Origin of the sequence: Sutcliffiella horikoshii (genome assembly GCF_019931755.1) — a bacterium.
In the GTDB taxonomy this organism is placed as follows: Bacteria; Bacillota; Bacilli; order Bacillales; family Bacillaceae_I; genus Sutcliffiella_A; species Sutcliffiella_A horikoshii_E.
Genome location: NZ_CP082918.1, coordinates 164918 through 185817, shown reverse-complemented (window position 1 = coordinate 185817; position 20900 = coordinate 164918). Strand labels below are relative to the sequence as shown.

15 protein-coding genes, 8 tRNA genes and 3 rRNA genes are annotated in these 20900 nt (G+C 44.5%); 4 read left to right on the top strand and 22 right to left on the bottom strand.

Annotated elements, in window-relative coordinates; genetic code table 11:
- Positions 1-44: 44 nt before the first annotated feature.
- Positions 45-503 (bottom strand): GNAT family N-acetyltransferase, encoded by a 459-nt coding sequence (locus tag K7887_RS01050; protein ID WP_223491800.1) that lies wholly within the window; start codon positions 501-503, stop codon positions 45-47.
- Between the two features lie 30 nt (positions 504-533).
- The gene (locus tag K7887_RS01045) at positions 534-1205 is read right to left on the bottom strand and encodes a GntR family transcriptional regulator (RefSeq protein ID WP_223491799.1); all 672 of its coding nucleotides are present in this window, start codon (positions 1203-1205) and stop codon (positions 534-536) included.
- Positions 1206-1426: 221 nt separating this feature from the next.
- Between K7887_RS01045 and brnQ the strand changes: the two genes are divergently transcribed.
- Positions 1427-2779, top strand: a complete 1353-nt coding sequence (brnQ, locus tag K7887_RS01040; RefSeq protein ID WP_223491798.1) for a branched-chain amino acid transport system II carrier protein — start codon at positions 1427-1429, stop codon at positions 2777-2779.
- Positions 2780-2828: 49 nt separating this feature from the next.
- Here brnQ and glmS read toward each other — a convergent pair whose 3' ends face one another.
- From glmS to sigW, 6 genes are all read right to left on the bottom strand, one after another.
- Entirely contained in the window at positions 2829-4634 is a 1806-nt protein-coding gene (glmS, locus tag K7887_RS01035; RefSeq protein WP_223491797.1) for a glutamine--fructose-6-phosphate transaminase (isomerizing), read from the bottom strand.
- Between the two features lie 520 nt (positions 4635-5154).
- On the bottom strand, positions 5155-6501 hold the full coding sequence (glmM, locus tag K7887_RS01030; RefSeq protein WP_223491796.1) for a phosphoglucosamine mutase: 1347 nt from the start codon (positions 6499-6501) through the stop codon (positions 5155-5157).
- A 20-nt stretch (positions 6502-6521) separates the two neighbouring features.
- Positions 6522-7772: a CdaR family protein gene (locus K7887_RS01025; RefSeq protein WP_223491795.1), complete on the bottom strand. Its 1251-nt coding sequence runs from the start codon at positions 7770-7772 to the stop codon at positions 6522-6524.
- Entirely contained in the window at positions 7765-8586 is an 822-nt protein-coding gene (gene cdaA, locus K7887_RS01020) for a diadenylate cyclase CdaA (RefSeq protein ID WP_223493551.1), read from the bottom strand. The genes K7887_RS01025 and cdaA overlap by 8 nt, the downstream gene beginning before the upstream one ends.
- Positions 8587-8924: 338 nt before the next feature.
- The gene (locus K7887_RS01015) at positions 8925-9554 is read right to left on the bottom strand and encodes an anti-sigma factor family protein (RefSeq protein ID WP_223491794.1); all 630 of its coding nucleotides are present in this window, start codon (positions 9552-9554) and stop codon (positions 8925-8927) included.
- A gap of 20 nt (positions 9555-9574) precedes the next feature.
- Positions 9575-10138 (bottom strand): RNA polymerase sigma factor SigW, encoded by a 564-nt coding sequence (sigW, locus tag K7887_RS01010; RefSeq protein ID WP_060666092.1) that lies wholly within the window; start codon positions 10136-10138, stop codon positions 9575-9577.
- 179 nt (positions 10139-10317) lie between these two features.
- On the opposite strand from sigW, the gene K7887_RS01005 reads away from it, so the two are divergent.
- On the top strand, positions 10318-10500 hold the full coding sequence (locus K7887_RS01005) for an aspartyl-phosphate phosphatase Spo0E family protein (RefSeq protein WP_010194972.1): 183 nt from the start codon (positions 10318-10320) through the stop codon (positions 10498-10500).
- A gap of 188 nt (positions 10501-10688) precedes the next feature.
- Here the strand turns inward: K7887_RS01005 and rocF are convergent, their stop codons facing one another.
- The 13 genes from rocF to K7887_RS00940 form a co-directional block, all read right to left on the bottom strand.
- Positions 10689-11591: an arginase gene (gene rocF, locus K7887_RS01000; RefSeq protein WP_223491793.1), complete on the bottom strand. Its 903-nt coding sequence runs from the start codon at positions 11589-11591 to the stop codon at positions 10689-10691.
- 479 nt (positions 11592-12070) lie between these two features.
- Positions 12071-12143: transfer RNA gene (locus K7887_RS00995), tRNA-Ala, on the bottom strand.
- Between the two features lie 34 nt (positions 12144-12177).
- A tRNA-Lys gene (locus K7887_RS00990) sits at positions 12178-12250 on the bottom strand.
- A 2-nt stretch (positions 12251-12252) separates the two neighbouring features.
- Positions 12253-12327 (bottom strand) — tRNA-Gln (locus tag K7887_RS00985).
- Positions 12328-12462: 135 nt separating this feature from the next.
- Positions 12463-12546: transfer RNA gene (locus K7887_RS00980), tRNA-Tyr, on the bottom strand.
- Between the two features lie 8 nt (positions 12547-12554).
- Positions 12555-12630 (bottom strand) — tRNA-Val (locus K7887_RS00975).
- Between the two features lie 78 nt (positions 12631-12708).
- Positions 12709-12783, bottom strand: a tRNA-Glu gene (locus K7887_RS00970).
- Between the two features lie 14 nt (positions 12784-12797).
- A tRNA-Thr gene (locus K7887_RS00965) sits at positions 12798-12871 on the bottom strand.
- 1 nt (position 12872) lies between these two features.
- Positions 12873-12947: transfer RNA gene (locus K7887_RS00960), tRNA-Asn, on the bottom strand.
- 9 nt (positions 12948-12956) lie between these two features.
- A 5S ribosomal RNA gene (gene rrf, locus K7887_RS00955) occupies positions 12957-13073 on the bottom strand.
- A 125-nt stretch (positions 13074-13198) separates the two neighbouring features.
- A 23S ribosomal RNA gene (locus tag K7887_RS00950) occupies positions 13199-16130 on the bottom strand.
- Positions 16131-16354: 224 nt separating this feature from the next.
- Positions 16355-17906 (bottom strand): 16S ribosomal RNA (locus tag K7887_RS00945).
- Together the 16S, 23S and 5S rRNA genes with 8 tRNA genes alongside form the textbook arrangement of a ribosomal RNA operon.
- Positions 17907-18279: 373 nt before the next feature.
- Positions 18280-18516, bottom strand: a complete 237-nt coding sequence (locus tag K7887_RS00940; RefSeq protein ID WP_148990121.1) for a hypothetical protein — start codon at positions 18514-18516, stop codon at positions 18280-18282.
- A 141-nt stretch (positions 18517-18657) separates the two neighbouring features.
- Here K7887_RS00940 and pdaB point away from each other — a divergent pair, with 141 nt between their 5' ends.
- Positions 18658-19422: a polysaccharide deacetylase family sporulation protein PdaB gene (pdaB, locus tag K7887_RS00935; RefSeq protein WP_223491792.1), complete on the top strand. Its 765-nt coding sequence runs from the start codon at positions 18658-18660 to the stop codon at positions 19420-19422.
- A 45-nt stretch (positions 19423-19467) separates the two neighbouring features.
- On the opposite strand, the gene K7887_RS00930 is transcribed toward pdaB, so the two are convergent.
- Positions 19468-20070 (bottom strand): KinB-signaling pathway activation protein, encoded by a 603-nt coding sequence (locus K7887_RS00930; protein ID WP_223491791.1) that lies wholly within the window; start codon positions 20068-20070, stop codon positions 19468-19470.
- 157 nt (positions 20071-20227) lie between these two features.
- Between K7887_RS00930 and gerD the strand changes: the two genes are divergently transcribed.
- A complete protein-coding gene (gene gerD / locus K7887_RS00925) occupies positions 20228-20863 on the top strand; it encodes a spore germination lipoprotein GerD (protein ID WP_223491790.1) in 636 nt (211 codons plus the stop codon).
- Positions 20864-20900: the final 37 nt, after the last annotated feature.

The window sequence follows — 20900 nt, the reverse complement described above, 5'->3', positions numbered from 1 at the left end:
CAACAAAGCCAGATAGAGGTTAAAACCTTCATCTGGCTTTTCTTTTATTTAGTAGTCCCTTTTTCATAAAGCTTAATCGAGCCACCGCCTGGTCCATATGCAATCCCGCTATTTTTCCAGCCGTATCTCTCATAATAGTTTTCTAAATCTGTTGTTAGGTATAGGTTCTCATAGCCTTTTTCAGCAGCCACGCTTAATCCATGCTCCAAAAGCTTGGCACCTATCCCCTTCCCTCTGTGCTCCTCCGCAACATAAAGGCAAGCCAACCATGGACACAGGTCCTGACGGCTATTTATATCATTTCTTAAAATAGCATATGTACCAATGATTTCTCCCTCTTCCACTGCCACATAAAACCGTGGTATATCAGAAGAGGTTGTAGCAGATTGGAGAATCGCATCTTCGTAAAATTTGAAGTTCTCCTCACTTCCCCACTGTTGCCAAAAAACTTGGATAGCCTTATCCAATAGTTGACCCTTCTCTCTAAGTTCAATAATTTCCATTGTTATGCTCCGTTCGAATGTATAGTAAAGCTATTCCCCACTATCTTTCTGCTCCGCATAAAACTCATCAATAGCTCGCAGCCAGTTAGTGCGGGCTATTTTAGCCGCCGTTTCTTTATCTCGATTTTCAAATGCTTTTAACATAGATTCGTGCTCTTCTATAGAAGCACTTGTCAATATAATGGATTGGTGGAAATAGAGACGCAGAACATGTGCCTGTAGATTTGATACTGAGTTAGCCAGATACGGGTTCTGTGCATTTTCTACAATAATATTATGGAACTGTTCATCCTGCTTTAAAGCGGAATAAAAGTCCCCTTTTTTAATGGCGTGAGCAAATGCAGTATTTATCTCACGCAATGTATCGATAGTATCTTGGGTAATTAAGGGTGTTGCCAGTTCAGCCGCTAAGGCCTCTAAAGCCCCTAATGGAGGCAAGATCTTGGTGATGTCTTCTTTATTTACAGAGGTGACTTGCGTGCCAACTCCTGGAAACATTTCCACTAAACCTTGAACATTCAAAAGTTGTAGCGCTTCCCGTATAGGCGTTCTGCTTACACCTAATGCTTGTGCAAGCTCCGCATCATTCAGCTTTTCTTTCGGTTGAAGCGTTCCATCAATGATCCACTCTTGAATTTGAGCAAAAGCGCGCTTTTTGGCAGACACACGAGTGGGTGATGAATAGTTAGAAGGTATGGGCATTATGATCAACCACCTTTATAAAATTCGAGTTAGATCTATTAAAAGTGTATAGCATTCTGTCTTAAAATACAATATATTACATGTTACAAACCTACGTAATATATTGCATAAATATTTTGCATATGATATCTTGTGGTATGCAATATATTACCTTACTAAAATAATTATCTATATATTTATGCGGAATCAACCAGATCACTAAACTACCAGGGGGACTTAAGATGAATAACAAAATGCCATTTTCATTTGTACTAGCTATCGGTTTTATGCTTTTTGCTTTATTCTTTGGTGCGGGAAACTTAATTTTTCCAGCCATGCTTGGTCAATCTGCAGGAACGAATATTTGGTCTGCTAATGCGGGCTTTATTGTTACCGGGGTTGGCTTGCCTTTACTTGGAGTATTGGCATTAGGATATTCGGGGAAAAGTGATCTCCAGTCCTTAGCAAGCAGGGTACATCCCGTTTTCGGACTTGCTTTTACGGTTATTTTATATCTAGCAATTGGGCCTCTCTTTGCCATCCCTAGAACAGGGACCGCTTCCTTTGAAATGGGAATCAGGCCGTTCTTATCTGAAGAAACAAGCAGCCTAGGGTTATTGATCTTCACCATTCTATTTTTTGGCGTTACCGTCTTCTTTTCATTGAAGTCTACTAAAATAGTTGATATTGTCGGAAAAGTTTTAACGCCACTATTACTGGTTTTCATAGGGATATTAATTGCAACGGCCTTTATTTTTCCTATCGGCAGCTTCCAGGCCCCTACAGAAAATTATGTAGATGGCTCTTTCTTCACAGGATTCCAAGAGGGATACCTGACAATGGATGCCCTTGCTGCCTTTGTATTCGGAATTGTTGTCATCAATGCCGTAAAAGCAAAGGGTGCGACAACGAAGAAAGAAATCATGATCGCTGTCACAAAAGCAGGCAGTATTGCAGCAGGACTTCTTGCCATCATCTATACTTCTCTATCTTATATTGGAGCTTCAAGTGTCGGAGCATTAGGGTTATTAGAAAATGGAGGCGCGGTGCTATCGGGTGCATCCAATCACTTTTTTGGCGCTTACGGTGGGCTATTACTAAGCCTGATCGTTATTGGCGCTTGTTTAACAACTAGTATTGGTTTAATTATTTCTTGCTCTTCTTATTTTAATAAGCTATTGCCAAGCATTTCTTACAAAACTTTTGTTATTCTGTTATCCACGATTAGTGCAATTTTTGCAAACGTGGGCTTAACTCAATTAATCGCCGTATCCGTACCGGTGTTAGTTGCGATCTATCCATTTGTTGTTTGTCTTATGGCCTTAACATTCTTACACTCATTCTTTAACGGAAAAAAAGAAGTGTACCAAGGAAGCATGATTTTCACTTCCATTGTGGCAATCACTGATGCGTTAAAGGCAGCAGGTATGAGCATTGCCCCACTTGAAGACCTTTTTGCTACAGTTCTTCCTTTATATGAAGTAGGTTTAGGCTGGATTCTCCCGGCAATTATCGGTGGTATATTAGGGTTTGTTTGGGGGAAGGTTATAAAAGAAAAGCCGCAGAATGTACATCTTGAGAGAAAAGCAAGTTAATTCCATAAGAAAAGACCCAACCAGAAATCGGTTGGGTCTTTTTGGTGATTTATTCCACTGTAACGCTCTTCGCAAGGTTACGTGGCTTATCTACGTCACAATCTCTGTGAAGTGCTGCGTAGTAAGAGATCAATTGCAACGGAATAACTGAAACTAGTGGAGATAGCAGTTCGTTTACTGGTGGTACAACGAAGCTGTCTTCTTCTGTTTCTAGGCCTTTCATGGAAATGATACAAGGGTTGGCACCACGTGCTACTACCTCTTTCACGTTACCGCGGATGGATAGGTCCACTTGTTCTTGTGTGGAGATGGCGATAACTGGTGTACCATTTTCGATTAGGGCGATCGTTCCGTGCTTCAATTCTCCTCCAGCAAATCCTTCTGCTTGGATGTAGGAGATTTCTTTTAGTTTTAATGCACCTTCAAGACCTACATAGTAGTCCATTGTACGGCCGATGAAGAAGCAATTTCTTGTTGTAGCCAGGAATTTGCGAGCGATGTCTTCAAGCTCTTCTTTTGCATCACATAGAACTTCCATTGCGTTTGCAACGATACCCAGGTCTTGCACTAGGTCGAATTCTAGGTTGTGTCCTTTAGATTCCGCTAGTACTGCAGCAAAAATAGACAGAACGCCAAGTTGTGCCGTGTATGCTTTTGTAGAAGCTACTGCAATCTCAGGGCCTGCGTGAAGTAGCAATGTGAAATCCGCTTCACGGGACAGTGTAGATCCTTGTACGTTTGTAACAGTAAGGGCCGGGTAACCAAGCTCTTTCACTTGTACAAGTACTGCACGGCTGTCCGCTGTTTCTCCACTTTGAGAGATGAAGATGAATAGCGGCTTTTCAGATAAAATTGGCATGTTGTAGTTGAACTCACTTGCTACGTGTACTTCTACAGGTACCTTCGCAAGCTTTTCAATCATTTGCGCTCCAACAAGACCTGCGTGGTAGCTTGTTCCCGCTGCTACGATGTAGATGCGGTCAGATTGGTTAACAGCGTTGATGATATCAGAATCAATCGTCAACTCGCCGTTTTCGTTTTGATATTTTTGGATGAGCTTACGGATTACTAATGGCTGCTCATCGATTTCTTTTAACATGTAATGTGGGTATGTGCCTTTTTCGATATCACTTGCATCAAGTTCAGCAGTGTATGGCGCGCGCTCGATGATTTCGCCGTTCAGCTTTTTAATTGTTACCGCTTCTTTCTTCACGATAACCATCTCTTTGTCCATCAGCTCCACGAATTGATCCGTCACTTGGATCATCGCCATTGCGTCACTTGCCACTACGTTGAAGTCACCTTTTCCTACGCCAACTAATAGAGGGCTCTTGTTTTTTCCTACATAGATTGTTTCTGGATCTTCATTGTCCAGTAAAGCAATCGCGTAAGAACCTTTAAGGATGGAAAGAGTGCGACGCATTGCTTCTTCCACATGCTGTCCTTCGTTTGCAAATTTCTCGATGATTTGTACAACTACTTCTGTATCTGTTTCACTTACTAGCTCTACGCCTTGTAAGTGTTCGCGTTTAAGTTGTGAATAGTTCTCGATAACTCCGTTGTGTACAAGTGTAAAGCGACCAGACGTGCTTTGGTGTGGATGCGCATTTACTTTACTTGGTACACCGTGAGTTGCCCAGCGAGTGTGACCGATTCCAGTTGATGCTAAAACGTCATTGTCCACTACTTCGCGTAGGTCCGCAATACGGCCTTTTTCCTTGAATACGTGTACGCCGTTTTCGTTCATTACAGCAATACCAGCAGAGTCATACCCACGGTATTCAAGCTTTTCTAGACCTTTTAAAAGAATTTCTTTTGTATCTTGTGTTCCGATATATCCAACGATTCCGCACATAGTTAATTTCCTCCCTAGAGTTGCAGGGACAAGAAAGCACACCATAGTAAGGGGACAGTCTTGCCCCCACATTACCTATAAAATAATTTTGTAATCATAGTAACAGTCTTTGTACATAAAGTTGCCTTTATGCTTTAAACTGTTCCTGAGTCGGTTGTGATTGGCAACCGGGAGGCATCCGCCGATAGATCGATAAACCTCCTCCTCGTCAACTAAGCGTTGTTTCGTCCGTCGCTTAGTTCAGGCGCTTTGTGTATCTAATTATAGTTTTCTGACTTTAATGCTCCTTTCCGTTCTTGAATAGCAACAAATAATATCTTACCTTCCATACCCCAATTCGTCAACAATTATGTGGATTATTTCCATTTAATGCAAAGGTGGGGGTATTTTTTCTCATACTACTGGTGTGAATTGGATAGTGAGTACGCCGTAACCAAAATTCCCACACCATATAAAAAAGATATGCATCCACCGCTCCATAAGTGCGGTTTATGCATATCTTTCTCGTTCACTATATCAATTATTCCGTACCCATTTCCGCGCGCACAACAGCTGCGATACGTTCTACGTACTCATCGCATTGCTCTTGTGTTGGAGCTTCGGCCATGACACGTACAAGTGGCTCTGTACCAGAAGGACGCACAAGAATGCGGCCGTTGCCGTTCATTTCTGCTTCTACCGCTTCAATGACAGCTTTCACTTTCTCGTTCTCTGTAACACGGTGCTTGTCCGTCACTCTTATGTTCACAAGTAGTTGAGGGAACTTTGTCATTTCGCCAGCAAGCTCAGACAGGCTCTTTTTCGTCAACTTCATGATGTTTACAAGCTGAAGGCCTGTCAGCATGCCGTCCCCTGTTGTGTTGTAGTCAAGGAAGATGATGTGGCCAGATTGCTCTCCGCCAAGAAGGTAGTTTCCGTTCTTCATCTCTTCCACTACATAACGGTCTCCTACTGCTGTTTGCTTTGTTTCAACATTGTTAGCCTCTAATGCTTTGTAGAAACCTAGGTTACTCATGACAGTGGATACTACTGTGTTATGACGTAAGCGTCCATTTTCGCTCAAATATTTTGCACAGATGAACATGATTTGATCACCGTCGACGATTTGACCCTTTTCATCGACTGCGATGATGCGGTCTCCGTCGCCATCGAATGCAAGACCGATGTCTGCACCTTTTTCAAGCACTAATTGCGCTAGTGTCTCAGGGTGAGTAGAACCGACACCATCATTGATGTTCAATCCATTCGGTGAAGATCCCATTGTCGAGATGTCCGCCTCTAGGTCTGCAAAAAGATGTGTTGCATGAGAAGATGTTGCACCATGTGCACAATCCAGGGCAATATGGATACCGGAGAAATCCTCATCCACTGTTTGCTTTAGGAACTGAAGGTACTTCTGTCCGCCTTCAAAATAGTCGTTCACTTGACCTAGGTCAGCACCGACTGGACGTGGAAGGGTGTCTGTCTCTTGGTCCATTAATGCTTCGATTTCCGCTTCCTGCTCGTCAGATAGTTTGAATCCGTCCGGACCGAAAAACTTGATACCGTTGTCTGCTACCGGATTATGAGAAGCAGAGATCATCACACCAGCTTGGGCACCCAATGCTTTTGTCAGGTAAGCCACACCAGGAGTGGAGATTACACCTAAACGCATGACTTCTGCGCCAATGGAAAGTAATCCTGCCACTAGCGCTCCTTCAAGCATGTGTCCTGAAATACGCGTGTCACGACCGATCAGCACTTTCGGACGAGTTTGGTCCTTCGTTAACACATATCCTCCCAAACGTCCTACTTTAAATGCCAATTCAGGTGTTAATTCCGAGTTCGCTACACCGCGCACTCCATCCGTACCAAAATATTTACCCATTTCGTAAATCTCTCCTTTTACTACTCATTAGTTTCTTCTATTAATCTAAACTTTACATTTCTTTTTGGCAGGTCCCACGAAACGTTTTGCGGACCGTTTATCTCAAGAGGGGCTTCATGTTCCCCAGCGTTCAAATCTGTTACATTGATATACATTTCCATATCGGAGCTATTAACGCTCTCAAGGGTACTAGGTGCACCAAGTATGGTAAGATCCATTAAACCAGTTTCCGGGTCAATGAATTCTAGTCCCAACCCTTCTGATAGCCCGATTTGTTGTATAGGGACGTTTGTAAACGTCTTTTGTTCTTCTTTTTCCACTTCCACGTTGATCTTCACCTTCTCCGGTACAACGCGTTTCACGCCATCCGGTACAGGCACATCAACTTCAATGGTTGTGCTCTCTGTGATCTCCGTTAAATCCAACTCTATATTATCAATGAACTCCAACTTGTCAATGGCGCTTTTCGGTCCATAGACAGTTACTTCATTCGGTTCTGCTTCTATCTTGGTAATACTCAGGTCCTCTTTTAATGACCCTTTGCGATTTATTTTCAACGGAACTGATTTAAAAGGACTTGTAATCGGAACATTTACATCTACCACAGGAGGATCAATTTCCACATTCAACGTGTTTCCTTCTCTGTCGTAGACTGTCACACGGGATTGTTGTTCAATGGACTCATTGACGCCTTTAAGGTCCACACGTGCTTTCACCAATGCAATACTTTCAATCAATTCGCGAGATCCTGTTACTTTTACAATATTAGGCTTAACAATTGGTTGTTCTGCCTGATAGCCTTCTTCCATTTGGCCTCTGTTAATAAAATCAACGTCCACAGGGAAATCCTCGGATATTCTTTCATGGATGGTAACAGAAGCTACTGCTGGTTCAATTGCTACACTTAATCTGTCAGAAAGATTTCGAGACTCTAACGTTACTTCGTGAGTTCCGATACCTAGATTTGAAAGATCTGCAATGATTTCAAAATCCTTCTGCAAAGCTGTTGGTTTAACAGATGCAGTTGGACCCTCAAGTGTAACCGTAACACTTTGCGGGATACCTGATACCACCAGGTTCTCCCTGTCATAGAACGTTTCAACCGGAACATCAGTCACCGTTTGCACGTCCGTAGATCCGGAAAAAGGAGAAGGGGGAGAATCTGTCTGCTGAGTGGAACTATTCTCGATGCTGACTGACATGTATAGCATAAAGGCCAATAACAACGCGATAATTTTCATCACCCAACGGTTATTGATAAACTTATCCATCCTTCTGCCCCCTCCACTGCCAGCGATTCGAAGTATTGGTCTTCACGCTTGTATCTAATTCCTTCTTCAACAACTCGCTGAATAATTCAGGTTCCAGGTCACGGTGCAATTCACCGTTCTTCGTAACAGAAATACTTCCTGTCTCCTCAGATACTATAATGGTGATACTATCTGTTACTTCACTGATTCCAAGTGCTGCTCTATGCCTTGTACCTAGTTCCTTCGAAATAAAAGGACTCTCAGACAATGGAAGGTAACAAGCTGCTGCAGATACTTGGCTCTTTTGCAAAATAACCGCTCCATCATGAAGTGGTGTATTTGGAATAAAAATGTTAATTAAGAGCTCGGATGAAACTTTTGCATGCAACGGAATACCCGTTTCTATGTAATCTCCCATTCCGGTCTCTCTTTCAATCGAAATCAACGCTCCAATACGGCGTTTGGCCATGTATTGAACGGATTTAACGACCGCTTCAATCATTTTGGCATGCTCTTCCTCATCATCTATACCGCTTCTTGAAAACAATTTCCCTCTACCCAATTGCTCCAAGGCGCGTCGAAGCTCTGGCTGAAAGATAATGATAATCGCCAGGAATCCCCATGTCAAAGCTTGGTCCATCAACCATTGTAAGGTACTGAATCCTAAAAAGTTACTAATGATCCTTACCACTACAATGACTGTTATCCCTTTTAATAACTGGACCGCCTTTGTCCCACGGATGACCATGATAAGCTTATAGATAACAAACCAAACGAGTAAAATATCTATGATATTTGCAAGATAACTTAAATATGGCATATCTCCAAAAGGTATTTCAAAAGGCATCCTCACACTTCCTTTAACAGTACAAGATTTATGTATCAAGTACGAAAACCGTAACCATGTTATTATAGCATATTTTTAATAATCAGGTAGAAATGGCCTTTTAATTCATGTTTTGCAACATTATTATAATCTCCTTGAAATATAAAAAGATGCTTGAATTGTTTCAAGCATCTCATTTGATAGCATTTAACAGTTGATCTCCGTTTCAGGCGCTTCGCTTTCCTGCGGGCGGTCCGTGAGCCTCCTCACTGCGTTGCGGGGTCTCACCTGTCCCTTCCTCCCGCGGGAGTCTTCGCGCCTTCCACTGCGATCAACTAGGTTATTGCTCAGTCGTTGAACACGTCAACCGCTTTTTTGAAGCCGTCTTTCATGGTGTACCAGATCCATTCAAAAGCCTGGTCGATTTCTTCGATTTCTCCTGTTACTTGGCCTGCGGAAGCGAGGTAGTTTTCACCATTGATGATTTCTCCATTTATGACCGTCACATTGCCTCTAACTTCACCATCAACGCGGATATTCCCGTTCTTCACGACAACATCCCCTTCCACAACCTTGCCTTCTGGGACAACGACAGTATTATCCTCTACAACAAGATCCGGCTGGTTGGTGAATGCAAACTTATCTTCCTGCCAGCCTCCAAATAAACTTCCACTCATTAAAATAAAGAAAATGGCGGCCGCTACAAGCATTGGGTGGGAACGCAGCCAGCGATTCCAACCAATGGTCTTCTTTTCTTTCGGTAAACTATTCATCACTCTTTGCGTGAAATCATTTGGTGCAGATATATGAGAGGTGCTTTGCACAAGAGCAATCGCCTTCTCCAGCTCATGGAACTGCTGGTAGCATTCCTTGCAGTCGTGGAGATGTGCTTTTAGCTCTTTTTCTCGTTCTTGTTCTAGATCACCATCTAAATACTCATGCATATACTGGACGATATGTTCCGGGCATTTATTCATTGTTTATAACACCTCCAGAATTAAACATGGCGCAATTGCTGTCTCAGCGCTTCTCGCCCTCTATGGATTCGGGTCTTTACTGTTCCGACCGGAATTTCTAGGATTTCACTGATTTCAATCAATGATAACTCGTCAATGTACTTTAAGACAATTACCGATCGGTATTTATCAGGAAGCTTTAATATCTGGCGCTGGATTTCTCCTTGCAGCTCCATCGTTTCCACTTCCTCCTCAGGTAAAGCAATATCTGCGGCAACCTGGGAATACATCGTTAAACCTTCTGTACCTGCTACTTCTGCATCTAAATAATAATCCGGCTTCTTTTTGCGAATGCGGTCAATCGTCAGGTTTGTCGCAATCCGATATAACCAGGTCGAAAATTTGCGATTAACATCAAAGCTGTTGATGTTAATATATGCACGTATGAAAGCTTCTTGTGCAATGTCTTCTGCTTCATGCGAATTGCCAATCATTCGGTAAACCAATTGATAGATCTTGTCTTTAAACAATTCCACAATTTCCGCAAATGCATCCTGATCGCCTTTTTTTATTTGTTTTATTCTTTTTCTGATTAGTTCTTCCATTCCGTTCCCCCGTTGTCTGGCGGTCGACTAGTAATACGTGTCTTCGCCCTAAAAGGTTTCATTTTTCTCTATAAAATATATTCTAACAAATTTTTACTGAAATTGGTTTTAAAAAGGATAAAAGAGGGTAAAAACTACTAATTAGTTTTTGAAGCCTAATGAATAAGGGGTGTTGTATAGTGGCCGTCCATGCTACCGTCCATTTACAGGAAGCAATTGAGAGAAAAAGAGAAGAAATGATTCGACTTTCCTCATCCAACCATCTTCAATCTAAGGAAGTAATTGATGCGAGCACCTCGCTTGATTCATTGATAAATCAATACCTATACTTACAAATCAAACGAAAACCAGCAACTTCTTAAGTATTAGTTGCTGGTGTTTTTTTATAAGTGGAATTTTTTAGCTGTTGATTGGAGCAAAAGGCGCAGACTCCAGCGGGGGGTAACGGTAGATTGAGACCCCGCAACGGAGTGAGGAGGCTCAAGCACCGTCCCGCGGAAAGCGAAGCCATTTGCGGAAATCAACAGCGGTGTTTAACAGATCCTTTATTTTAAAGAAGTTTTTCACCAAATAAAGATCCCATTAACGCTACAGCTACCGTTGCTGTTTTGTTACGCTCGTCTAAAATTGGGTTAACTTCCACAAATTCTGCTGAAGTCAGGATATTTGCTTCTTCTAACATTTCCATCGCCAGGTGACTTTCACGGTAAGAGATACCACCAAGCACTGGTGTCCCTACTCCAGGCGCATCATGAGGATCTAGCCCATCAAGGTCCAATGATAAATGAACCCCGTCTGTTTGTCGTTCCCTCAAGTAGGCAATAGCCTCTTCCATCACAGCAGCCATACCCATTCGATCAATCTCATGCATCGTAAATACTTTGATTCCTTTTTCCTTAATTAATATCTTCTCGCCTTCATCCAAAGATCTTGCCCCGATAATCACAATATTCTCTGGCTTGATTTTAGCATGGTCGCCGCCGATTGACGTTAATGTTGAATCACCAATGCCTAAGCTTACAGCAAGCGGCATGCCATGGATATTGCCTGATGGGGATGTTTCGCCCGTATTTAGGTCGCCGTGTGCGTCATACCAAATGACCCCCATGTTGGAATAGTGCTTTGCAAGGCCCGCAATGGTCCCAATAGCAATACTATGATCTCCACCGAAAACAAGCGGAAACCTGTCATTTGAAAGTACTTCGTCCACTTTAGAAGCCAGGTTCTCACTTGCTTCCGCAACCGCTTTCAAATTTTTAAGATTGCTTTCACCAGTTGCTGTTCTCTCTCTACTTCCAATCTCAATATCTCCCAGGTCTTCTATCGTCTTTGTTAAATTTTCTAATCGTTCCACTACCCCTGCATATCTTATCGCACTAGGACCCATATCCACTCCGCGACGTGTCTGGCCCAAGTCCATTGGTACTCCAATAATACTGATATCTTTCTTCATGAATCGTGTCCCCCTTTATGTAATCTACTTCTATTGTATAGGGAAACTATCAGATGACTCAACTCGACATAGTTTTGAATATATATGCAGTTTGGAATTGTCGGATTATTAGTGGTGGAGGGAGGGCGGATAAGTTGCCCGGAGGAAGCTGGGAGGATAGAGCTATAAAGTTGGGTGACCCGATCTGAGACTGAGCGGCTATTTTTACGTTTCGCCCGATTAGTTGCGATTTTCGCCCGTATTTTTTAAAAATCGCCCGTAAAATTTTATTTTCGCCCGATTATTCAAATTATCGCCCGTAAACCTGAAAAGTCGCCCGTAAATTGAAATTATCGCCCGATTCACTCATGCGATCCCCTAAGCTTTATAGGTACGAGAGAAACCTTTTCGTGCTTCCTTTTATCGAAGACCTTTCTAAAAAAGGGGCATACAAAAAAGCCATAAACCAAATGGTCTATGACTTAAACTTTATTAGAAAGTGGAGCCTAGCGGGATCGAACCGCTGACCTCCTGCGTGCAAAGCAGGCGCTCTCCCAGCTGAGCTAAGGCCCCTTATGTAGTTATAATAAAGCTTTGTAAAAAGATATGTGCCATGAAGGACTCGAACCTTCGACCCTCTGATTAAAAGTCAGATGCTCTACCGACTGAGCTAATGGCACGTTGGCTGGGCTAGCTGGATTCGAACCAACGCATGTCGCAGTCAAAGTGCGATGCCTTACCGCTTGGCTATAGCCCATTAAATGTAGTTGTTTCTCTATGTACCACATACCCAATCTTCAGTGATAACTAACTTCACTTATTATCTCTGATTTAAGGGAGTTTATACATTTCTTCAAACAAAAACTCCGGAATTTTCATTTCGAAGTTAAAATGGTGGAGGGGGGCAGATTCGAACTGCCGAACCCGAAGGAGCGGATTTACAGTCCGCCGCGTTTAGCCACTTCGCTACCCCTCCAAGGGATATGGTGGAGGATGACGGGATCGAACCGCCGACCCTCTGCTTGTAAGGCAGATGCTCTCCCAGCTGAGCTAATCCTCCAATGTATTATTAATTTAAAAGGAAAGTTATTTTGCTGACGCAAAAAACTTAGTTATTTTCACTGTCGTGAAAAAACTTTGGTGACCCGTACGGGATTCGAACCCGTGTTACCGCCGTGAAAGGGCGGTGTCTTAACCGCTTGACCAACGGGCCAATTTTTTTGTATAAGCTTCCAACCGGGCTCGAACCGGTGACCTCTTCCTTACCATGGAAGTGCTCTACCTAACTGAGCTATGGAAGCATGGCTCCACCAGTAGGATTCGAACCTACGACCCTTCGGTTAACAGCCGAATGCTCTACCGCTGAGCTATGGTGGAACAATACTAGCCTGGCAACGTCCTACTCTCACAGGGGGAGATCCCCCAACTACCATCGGCGCTGAAGAGCTTAACTTCCGTGTTCGGTATGGGAACGGGTGTGACCTCTTCGCCATCATTACCAGACAAATTATATTATACAAAATTGAGAAAGAAAATCAAGATGTTTTTACATCTTTCTTGTTCCTTCAAAACTAGATAATGTGTTCCTATCAAGATATTCCTATCGTTCACTTATTTCGATACTTATTTGGGTTAAGTCCTCGATCGATTAGTATTCGTCAGCTCCACATGTCGCCATGCTTCCACCTCGAACCTATCTACCTGATCATCTTTCAGGGATCTTACTTACCGAAGTAAAAGGAAATCTCATCTTGAGGGGGGCTTCATGCTTAGATGCTTTCAGCACTTATCCCGTCCGCACGTAGCTACCCAGCTATGCCTTTGGCAAGACAACTGGTACACCAGCGGTGCGTCCATCCCGGTCCTCTCGTACTAAGGACAGCTCCTCTCAAATTTCCTGCGCCCACGACGGATAGGGACCGAACTGTCTCACGACGTTCTGAACCCAGCTCGCGTACCGCTTTAATGGGCGAACAGCCCAACCCTTGGGACCGACTACAGCCCCAGGATGCGATGAGCCGACATCGAGGTGCCAAACCTCCCCGTCGATGTGGACTCTTGGGGGAGATAAGCCTGTTATCCCCGGGGTAGCTTTTATCCGTTGAGCGATGGCCCTTCCATGCGGAACCACCGGATCACTAAGCCCGACTTTCGTCCCTGCTCGACTTGTAGGTCTCGCAGTCAAGCTCCCTTGTGCCTTTACACTCTGCGAATGATTTCCAACCATTCTGAGGGAACCTTTGGGCGCCTCCGTTACTCTTTAGGAGGCGACCGCCCCAGTCAAACTGCCCACCTGACACTGTCTCCCAGCCCGATAAGGGCTGCGGGTTAGAATTTCAATACAGCCAGGGTAGTATCCCACCGACGCCTCCACCGAAGCTAGCGCTCCGGCTTCTCAGGCTCCTACCTATCCTGTACAAGCTGTACCAAAATTCAATATCAGGCTACAGTAAAGCTCCACGGGGTCTTTCCGTCCTGTCGCGGGTAACCTGCATCTTCACAGGTACTATAATTTCACCGAGTCTCTGGTTGAGACAGTGCCCAGATCGTTACGCCTTTCGTGCGGGTCGGAACTTACCCGACAAGGAATTTCGCTACCTTAGGACCGTTATAGTTACGGCCGCCGTTTACTGGGGCTTCGGTTCAAAGCTTCGCTTGCGCTAACCTCTCCCCTTAACCTTCCAGCACCGGGCAGGCGTCAGCCCCTATACTTCGCCTTACGGCTTCGCAGAGACCTGTGTTTTTGCTAAACAGTCGCCTGGGCCTATTCACTGCGGCTCTCTCGGGCTTTAACACCCTAACAGAGCACCCCTTCTCCCGAAGTTACGGGGTCATTTTGCCGAGTTCCTTAACCAGAGTTCTCTCGCTCACCTTAGGATTCTCTCCTCGCCTACCTGTGTCGGTTTGCGGTACGGGCACCATACTCCTCGCTAGAGGCTTTTCTTGGCAGTGTGAAATCAGGAACTTCGGTACTATATTTCCCTTGCTATCACAGCTCAGCCTTAATGAGAAGCGGATTTGCCTACTTCTCAGCCTTGCTGCTTAGACGCGCATATCCAACAGCGCGCTTACCCTATCCTTCTGCGTCCCCCCATTGCTCAAACGGAGTGGAGGTGGTACAGGAATATCAACCTGTTATCCATCGCCTACGCCTTTCGGCCTCGGCTTAGGTCCCGACTAACCCTGAGCGGACGAGCCTTCCTCAGGAAACCTTAGGCATTCGGTGGAAGGGATTCTCACCCTTCTTTCGCTACTCATACCGGCATTCTCACTTCTAAGCGCTCCACCAGTCCTTACGGTCTAGCTTCAACGCCCTTAGAACGCTCTCCTACCACTGTTCGTAAGAACAGTCCGCAGCTTCGGTGATACGTTTAGCCCCGGTACATTTTCGGCGCAGAGTCACTCGACCAGTGAGCTATTACGCACTCTTTAAATGGTGGCTGCTTCTAAGCCAACATCCTGGTTGTCTAAGCAACTCCACATCCTTTTCCACTTAACGTATACTTGGGGACCTTAGCTGGCGGTCTGGGCTGTTTCCCTCTTGACTACGGATCTTATCACTCGCAGTCTGACTCCCATGGATAAGTCTTTGGCATTCGGAGTTTGACTGAATTCGGTAATCCGATGAGGACCCCTAGTCCAATCAGTGCTCTACCTCCAAGACTCTAACACATGAGGCTAGCCCTAAAGCTATTTCGGAGAGAACCAGCTATCTCCAGGTTCGATTGGCATTTCACCCCTACCCACACCTCATCCGCTCACTTTTCAACGTGAGTCGGTTCGGGCCTCCATTCAGTGTTACCTGAACTTCACCCTGGACATGGGTAGATCACCTGGTTTCGGGTCTACGACCACGTACTCATGCGCCCTATTCAGACTCGCTTTCGCTACGGCTCCGTCTCATCGACTTAACCTTGCACGTAATCGTAACTCGCCGGTTCATTCTACAAAAGGCACGCTATCACCCATTAACGGGCTCTAACTACTTGTAGGCACACGGTTTCAGGATCTATTTCACTCCCCTTCCGGGGTGCTTTTCACCTTTCCCTCACGGTACTGGTTCACTATCGGTCACTAGGGAGTATTTAGCCTTGGGAGATGGTCCTCCCTGCTTCCGACGGGATTTCTCGTGTCCCGCCGTACTCAGGATCCACTCAGGAGGGAACGAAGTTTCAACTACAGGGTTTTTACCTTCTATGACGGACCTTTCCAGATCGCTTCATTTACCCCGTTCCTTTGTAACTCCATGTTGAGTGTCCTACAACCCCAAGAGGCAAGCCTCTTGGTTTGGGCTAATTCCGTTTCGCTCGCCGCTACTCAGGAAATCGCGTTTGCTTTCTCTTCCTCCGGGTACTAAGATGTTTCAGTTCCCCGGGTCTGCCTTCCATACCCTATGTATTCAGATAAGGATACTGCTCCATTACGAGCAGTGGGTTTCCCCATTCGGAAATCTCCGGATCAAAGCTTACTTACAGCTCCCCGAAGCATATCGGTGTTAGTCCCGTCCTTCATCGGCTCCTAGTGCCAAGGCATCCACCGTGCGCCCTTAATAACTTAACCGTTGACCAATATGGTCATGTGTCGATATCAGCGATGATATCTATAAAGAAAATTACTAAGATGAACGATATTTTGTGAATATCTTGATATTAGTTACATTATCTAGTTTTCAAGGAACAACAGGGATAAATCGAATGATTTATCTGCGACAATTCATAAGAACTGTCATTATTGAGAGAATGCTCTCTCAAAACTAAACAAAACAACAAGCGTACATTCCTTAGAAAGGAGGTGATCCAGCCGCACCTTCCGATACGGCTACCTTGTTACGACTTCACCCCAATCATCTGTCCCACCTTAGGCGGCTGGCTCCAAAAGGTTACCCCACCGACTTCGGGTGTTACAAACTCTCGTGGTGTGACGGGCGGTGTGTACAAGGCCCGGGAACGTATTCACCGCGGCATGCTGATCCGCGATTACTAGCGATTCCGGCTTCATGCAGGCGAGTTGCAGCCTGCAATCCGAACTGAGAACGGTTTTATGGGATTGGCTCGACCTCACGGTTTTGCTGCCCTTTGTACCGTCCATTGTAGCACGTGTGTAGCCCAGGTCATAAGGGGCATGATGATTTGACGTCATCCCCACCTTCCTCCGGTTTGTCACCGGCAGTCACCTTAGAGTGCCCAACTGAATGCTGGCAACTAAGATCAAGGGTTGCGCTCGTTGCGGGACTTAACCCAACATCTCACGACACGAGCTGACGACAACCATGCACCACCTGTCACTCTGTCCCCCGAAGGGGAACGTCCTATCTCTAGGAGTGTCAGAGGATGTCAAGACCTGGTAAGGTTCTTCGCGTTGCTTCGAATTAAACCACATGCTCCACCGCTTGTGCGGGCCCCCGTCAATTCCTTTGAGTTTCAGTCTTGCGACCGTACTCCCCAGGCGGAGTGCTTAATGCGTTAGCTGCAGCACTAAAGGGCGGAAACCCTCTAACACTTAGCACTCATCGTTTACGGCGTGGACTACCAGGGTATCTAATCCTGTTTGCTCCCCACGCTTTCGCGCCTCAGTGTCAGTTACAGACCAGAAAGTCGCCTTCGCCACTGGTGTTCCTCCAAATCTCTACGCATTTCACCGCTACACTTGGAATTCCACTTTCCTCTTCTGCACTCAAGTTCCCCAGTTTCCAATGACCCTCCACGGTTGAGCCGTGGGCTTTCACATCAGACTTAAAGAACCACCTGCGCGCGCTTTACGCCCAATAATTCCGGACAACGCTTGCCACCTACGTATTACCGCGGCTGCTGGCACGTAGTTAGCCGTGGCTTTCTGGTTAGGTACCGTCAAGGTGCGAGCAGTTACTCTCTCACTTGTTCTTCCCTAACAACAGAGCTTTACGACCCGAAGGCCTTCATCGCTCACGCGGCGTTGCTCCATCAGACTTTCGTCCATTGTGGAAGATTCCCTACTGCTGCCTCCCGTAGGAGTCTGGGCCGTGTCTCAGTCCCAGTGTGGCCGATCACCCTCTCAGGTCGGCTACGCATCGTCGCCTTGGTGAGCCGTTACCTCACCAACTAGCTAATGCGCCGCGGGCCCATCTGTAAGTGATAGCCGAAACCATCTTTCAATAAAGAACCAGGAGGTTCCTTATATTATCTGGTATTAGCTCCGGTTTCCCGAAGTTATCCCAGTCTTACAGGCAGGTTGCCCACGTGTTACTCACCCGTCCGCCGCTGACCTTTCAAAAGCAAGCTTTTAAAAGGTCCGCTCGACTTGCATGTATTAGGCACGCCGCCAGCGTTCGTCCTGAGCCAGGATCAAACTCTCCAATAAAGAGTCTGAGCTTTTGCTCAAAATTTGCTAGCTTGTGTTACTTAAAATCATTTTGTCGTGTTCCGTAGAACCGACGTTATGACGCTGTTGTTTTGTTTAGTTTTCAAAGATCATTTCAATCGTTTGTCGCTCAGAAGCGACTTTACTAATGTAACACATTGGCTTAGTTGATGTCAACATGTTTTTTATTTTTCGTCTTGCAAGCGTTATGTATCTCGCAGCGACGAATAATAATATACCACGGATTTTCTTTTACCGTCAACTACTTTTAAAAAGTTTTTTCAATTTGTTTTTCTGACGTACTTTCTTCTTATATACAAGTGATAGATGAGCAAATAAAAGGCCGCAATTTCTGCGGCTGATTGAATAGGGTTTAATAGGATTCTCTTTCCCTAAAAACGGCTTTGGATCGTATATATTTCATACACTCTGTCGGCGGAGCGATACGGGTGAACATTTTGTAGAGAATTTGATAGCGTTCTTCCATGGCATGCTTTACTACTCTATCGATGCGATGATCATCAAAATCGTGTAAGAGTTCTTCTAGTTCTCTTTTTAACAAGTATTCCATTTCTTTCACTTCTTTATTGTTTAACAGCATCCCTAACATTTCTTCACCTCTAAAAAATACTTTATAGTGTATTTTTTCCACCAAACAGGTTTTTATGAAACATTTTCCTAAATTTTTTTGCATAAGATTTGTCCTATTGAATATTTATGAGAGTAGATACTGTGGACAAGGGGGCTAAGCATGACTAATTTCTATGTTATTAACGGAAGAAAGCTTAAGCAATTATCCATCATCATTTTGGCGGCATTCTTCACTGCAGGGATTTTATATATAGAGAACTTTTCAAATCAGCCGGTGTTTTCAACCAAAGATGGACCTCGGGCAATTTATAAAGGGGAAGGCAGTAACAAGGAAGTTGCTTTGTCCTTTGATATTAGCTGGGGGGATGAGAAAGCACTTCCCATCTTGGATTTGCTAAAACAAAATAATGTAACTGGGGTTACATTCTTCTTATCAGCATCATGGGCGGAAAGGCATCCAGATATCGTGAAACGAATTGTGGAAGACGGCCATGAAATCGGCAGCATGGGGTATGCATATGAAAATTACCGGGACCTTGAAGACTTGAAGGTGAAGAGGGATATCTTAAAAGCTTTGGATGTATTCGAGAAGCTGGAGGTCAAGAAGGTCAATTTGCTTCGCCCGCCTAAAGGTGCTTTTGATAAGCGAGTGCTTGAGATTGCCAATTCACTCGGTTTTACTGTCGTGCATTGGAGTGTGGATTCTCATGACCTGATCAACCCTGGGAAGGAAATTATCGTGGATAACGTGACAAAAAATTTAAGTAATGGGGATATCGTTCTTCTTCATGCATCCGATTCTGCTAAACAAACGGAAGAAGCATTACCGGAGATCATTCAATATATCAAGAACAAAGGGTATGAAATCAGCAGCGTAACCGAACTGATCAACAACACGAAAGCAAAAAGTAAGGAAGTACAATAACTTATCAAAAAACGGCGCCTCTCCAAATCGGGGAAGCGCCGTTTTTTATTTTGCTGGAGAGGTTTTATTCAACCGGTGCAACAAAAGCAGCTGATAGGAATTACATGCTAATAAAGGGAACAGCATGAATAACAACCAACCCGGTTCATTTTCCCTAAGTGCCGGGAACCACTCGATCGTTGTTACCACCACCATAAAGAACAATGCAGGAATAAATGCGTGTTTGTTGGTCTGGGCCTTTTTCACATAGGCAACGAGCAAGCCGTATACCAAAAGAAAAATCGGAAATGCGAAATAAGGAAGTAAGGAATCTCCTTCATTTGCAAAAGATATATAACGGAAATACACAAGATCAAATAAAACGAAAACAATCAGCACCAATTGTACGGCACTCCAAAGAGATTTGAATATACCCAAGCCGAATCGGTGAATCGTCAAGTAGGCGAAGAATCCCATTTGGCTGATGATGCTGAATATCAAACCTACTCCTATGTACCAGGCAATGATGGATAGGAATTGAAGGTATTCTCCATTTGCAAATTGTGCTGTATGTTGATCCCAACGGACTATGAACGCAACAATAACGGTTGTTACCGCTCCGACTAGTAGCGTGGAAAGAAATAATCGAACCCAATTACGACTGTTCACTTTCTTTTCCTCCATTTAACACAGATTAAAGACACTAGTTCCCATTTTACCAATGTAACCAGTAAAAATCCATAATCCCTACCTTGCAAATTTGTATATTTGATTAAATTTGTCACATATTAATCGTATGAAATACATGTTGGAAGGAGTTTTCTTGATGAAAAGCTACCTTTTGCCGCCGCTCCTTCTTTCCCTCCTTCTTACTGGATGTGCAGAGAGTGAAAAAGGCGGCCAAATGGATTACGACGAAACCAAAAAAATGGTTGTTGATATATTAAAGACAGACGATGGAAAAAAAGCGATTGAAGAAATCATGGCTGACGATAAGATGAAGGCTAACTTTGTCCTGGATCAGGAAGTCGTAACAAAATCGATCGAGCAGACCTTGGACAGCGAAAAAGGCGCGGAATTTTGGAAAAAGGCGTTTGAAGATCCGAAGTTTGCGGAGACTTTTGCAAAGAGCATGCAGACAGAACATGAGAAGCTTATTAAAGATTTAATGAAGGATCCTGAGTATCAAGCGATGATGGTTCAGATCTTGCAGGACCCCGAAATGGAAAAACAAATGATTACCGTCATGAGCGGGCAGGAGTATAAAAAACACCTGCAAAAAGTAATCACCGAGACGTTTGAGAGTCCGTTGTTTAAAGCCAAGCTACAAGACCTATTGTTAAAAGCCGCTTCTGAAATGCAAGGCGGCGAAGGACAAGGTGGCGGTGACGGCGGGCAAGGCGGAGAAGGTGGCGGCTCGGAAGGTGGACAGGAATCCGGCGGCGGTTCAGAAGGCGGATAAAAAAACAAGCAGACCCACAAATTACAGGGGTCTGCTT

Coding starts and splice junctions, on each gene's coding strand:
- K7887_RS01050 (WP_223491800.1), bottom strand. CDS start 503: ATGGAAATTATTGAACTTAGAGAGAAGGGTCAACTATTGGATAAGGCT.
- K7887_RS01045 (WP_223491799.1), bottom strand. CDS start 1,205: ATGCCCATACCTTCTAACTATTCATCACCCACTCGTGTGTCTGCCAAA.
- brnQ (WP_223491798.1), top strand. CDS start 1,427: ATGAATAACAAAATGCCATTTTCATTTGTACTAGCTATCGGTTTTATG.
- glmS (WP_223491797.1), bottom strand. CDS start 4,634: ATGTGCGGAATCGTTGGATATATCGGAACACAAGATACAAAAGAAATT.
- glmM (WP_223491796.1), bottom strand. CDS start 6,501: ATGGGTAAATATTTTGGTACGGATGGAGTGCGCGGTGTAGCGAACTCG.
- K7887_RS01025 (WP_223491795.1), bottom strand. CDS start 7,772: ATGGATAAGTTTATCAATAACCGTTGGGTGATGAAAATTATCGCGTTG.
- K7887_RS01015 (WP_223491794.1), bottom strand. CDS start 9,554: ATGAATAAATGCCCGGAACATATCGTCCAGTATATGCATGAGTATTTA.
- sigW (WP_060666092.1), bottom strand. CDS start 10,138: ATGGAAGAACTAATCAGAAAAAGAATAAAACAAATAAAAAAAGGCGAT.
- rocF (WP_223491793.1), bottom strand. CDS start 11,591: ATGAAGAAAGATATCAGTATTATTGGAGTACCAATGGACTTGGGCCAG.
- K7887_RS00940 (WP_148990121.1), bottom strand. CDS start 18,516: ATGTTAGGGATGCTGTTAAACAATAAAGAAGTGAAAGAAATGGAATAC.
- pdaB (WP_223491792.1), top strand. CDS start 18,658: ATGACTAATTTCTATGTTATTAACGGAAGAAAGCTTAAGCAATTATCC.
- gerD (WP_223491790.1), top strand. CDS start 20,228: ATGAAAAGCTACCTTTTGCCGCCGCTCCTTCTTTCCCTCCTTCTTACT.